The following is a 3,277-nucleotide window of genomic DNA, read 5'->3' as shown; positions in this document are numbered from 1 at the left end:
CGGAATAAAAGCCTGACGATGACCTACTTTCACAGACGTCCGTCCACTATCATCGGCGCGAAGGCGTTTCACTGTCCTGTTCGGGATGGGAAGGAGTGGTACCACCTTGCTATGGTCGTCAGGCGTAACTGGTTGAGCGGCTGCGGTTAGGCAACTGCTCCAATCTTGGAAGAAACACAACGTGTGGTGATCAGAGACTAGCTCGATGATCACGCACAGGGGGGTGTAATTGGTGTTGGCTGGCTGCTGACGGTGCAGCCAGATTTTGTATTGAACGACACTTGGAACGCTATATCACCAGGTCAATAACCATCAGTGTTATAGGATCAAGCCTCACGAGCAATTAGTATCGGTTAGCTTAACGCATTACTGCGCTTCCACACCCGACCTATCAACGTCCTGGTCTCGAACGACTCTTTAGGGGGATCAAGTCCCCGGGATACCTAATCTTCAGACGAGTTTCCCGCTTAGATGCCTTCAGCGGTTATCTCTTCCGTACTTAGCTACCCGGCAATGCCATTGGCATGACAACCGGTACACCAGAGGTACGTCCACTCCGGTCCTCTCGTACTAGGAGCAGGCTCCGTCAAGTATCCAACGCCCACGGCAGATAGGGACCAAACTGTCTCACGACGTTTTAAACCCAGCTCACGTACCTCTTTAAATGGCGAACAGCCATACCCTTGGGACCGGCTACAGCCCCAGGATGAGATGAGCCGACATCGAGGTGCCAAACACCGCCGTCGATATGAACTCTTGGGCGGTATCAGCCTGTTATCCCCAGAGTACCTTTTATCCGTTGAGCGATGGCCCTTCCATTCAGAACCACCGGATCACTATGTCCTGCTTTCGCACCTGTTCGACTTGTCAGTCTCACAGTCAAGCACGCTTATGCCATTGCACTATCAGCACGATTTCCGACCGTACCTAGCGTACCTTCGAACTCCTCCGTTACACTTTGGGAGGAGACCGCCCCAGTCAAACTGCCCACCATGCACTGTCCCCGATCCGGATAACGGACCAAGGTTAGAACCGCAAACAAACCAGGGTGGTATTTCAAGGATGGCTCCACGTAATCTAGCGACTACGCTTCAAAGCCTCCCACCTATCCTACACAGGCCGGTTCACAGATCAATGCAAAGCTACAGTAAAGGTTCATGGGGTCTTTCCGTCTAGCCGCGGGTAGATTGCATCATCACAAACACTTCAACTTCGCTGAGTCTCAGGAGGAGACAGTGTGGCCATCGTTACGCCATTCGTGCAGGTCGGAACTTACCCGACAAGGAATTTCGCTACCTTAGGACCGTTATAGTTACGGCCGCCGTTTACCGGGGCTTCGATCAAGAGCTTGCACCCCATCACTTAACCTTCCGGCACCGGGCAGGCGTCACACCCTATACGTCGACTTTCGTCTTTGCAGAGTGCTGTGTTTTTAATAAACAGTCGCAGCCACCGATTCTCTGCGACCCCATCATGCTAAGCGCGCAGGCGCTTCACACTACCGGGGTATACCTTCTCCCGAAGTTACGGTATCAATTTGCCGAGTTCCTTCTCCTGAGTTCTCTCAAGCGCCTTGGAATATTCATCCCGTCCACCTGTGTCGGTTTGCGGTACGGTCTCGTACAGCTGAAGCTTAGAGGCTTTTCTTGGAACCACTTCCAATCACTTCGCAAGCAATGCTCGCTCGTGCCATACCCTTGATTTACGCGCCCGGATTTGCCTAAGCGCCATCTTCGATACAGCAACAGGGACATCCAACACCCTGATGATCTTCCGCGATCCGTCCCCCCATCGCACTGTACGACGGTACTGGAATATTAACCAGTTTCCCATCAGCTACGCATCTCTGCCTCGCCTTAGGGGCCGACTCACCCTGCGCCGATGAACGTTGCGCAGGAAACCTTGGACTTACGGCGAGGGGGCTTTTCACCCCCTTTATCGCTACTCATGTCAGCATTCGCACTTCTGATACCTCCAGCAGCCTTTACAAGCCACCTTCGCAGGCTTACAGAACGCTCTCCTACCGCGTGCACTAAAAGTGCACACCCGCAGCTTCGGTTTATCGCTTAGCCCCGTTACATCTTCCGCGCAGGACGACTCGATCAGTGAGCTATTACGCTTTCTTTAAAGGATGGCTGCTTCTAAGCCAACCTCCTGACTGTCTATGCCTTCCCACTTCGTTTCCCACTTAGCGATAATTCGGGACCTTAGCTGGCGGTCTGGGTTGTTTCCCTCTTGAGTCCGGACGTTAGCACCCGGTGCTCTGTCTCCCAAGCTGTACTTGCGGGTATTCGGAGTTTGCCATAGTTTGGTAAGTCGCCATGACCCCCTAGCTATAACAGTGCTCTACCCCCCGCAGTAATACTTGAGGCACTACCTAAATAGTTTTCGGAGAGAACCAGCTATTTCCAGATTTGTTTAGCCTTTCACCCCTATCCACAGCTCATCCCCTAATTTTTCAACATTAGTGGGTTCGGTCCTCCAGCACGTGTTACCGTGCCTTCAACCTGGCCATGGATAGATCATCTGGTTTCGGGTCTACACCCAGCGACTGAATCGCCCTATTCGGACTCGCTTTCGCTACGGCTTCCCTATTCGGTTAACCTTGCCACTGAATGTAAGTCGCTGACCCATTATACAAAAGGTACGCAGTCACCCCACAAGGAGGCTCCTACTGTTTGTATGCATACGGTTTCAGGATCTATTTCACTCCCCTTCCGGGGTTCTTTTCGCCTTTCCCTCACGGTACTGGTTCACTATCGGTCGATCACGAGTATTTAGCCTTGGAGGATGGTCCCCCCATCTTCAAACAGGATTTCACGTGTCCCGCCCTACTTGTCTTACGCTTAGTTCCACACACAAAATTTCATCTACAGGGCTATCACCTGCTACGGCGGGGCTTTCCATCCCCTTCGATTATCTTGCATGCTAAAACGTAAAGGCTCTTCCGATTTCGCTCGCCACTACTTTCGGAATCTCGGTTGATTTCTTTTCCTCGAGCTACTGAGATGTTTCAGTTCACCCGGTTCGCTTCCACTAGCCTATGTATTCAGCTAGGGATACTGCATTGCTGCAGTGGGTTTCCCCATTCGGACATCTACGGATCAAAGCTTGTTTGCCAGCTCCCCGTAGCTTTTCGCAGGCTACTACGTCCTTCATCGCCTGTGATCGCCAAGGCATCCACCATATGCACTTAGTCGCTTGATCCTATAACGCTGTAGGCTATAGGACCTGAGTATTAGCGTTTGTGCCGTTCATAAGTTTCAAAGCAGTCTGA

Annotated in this window: 2 rRNA genes; both read right to left on the bottom strand. The window is 52.0% G+C overall.

The window, feature by feature from the left end:
- Positions 1-10: 10 nt before the first annotated feature.
- Positions 11-123 (bottom strand): 5S ribosomal RNA (rrf, locus tag AC27VE_RS30685).
- 199 nt (positions 124-322) lie between these two features.
- Positions 323-3,207: ribosomal RNA gene (locus AC27VE_RS30680) — 23S ribosomal RNA — on the bottom strand.
- Positions 3,208-3,277 lie beyond the last annotated feature (70 nt).

Source organism: Achromobacter sp. 18P8.1.1, assembly GCF_057799415.1.
This window is presented reverse-complemented; position numbering and strand designations above follow the sequence as displayed.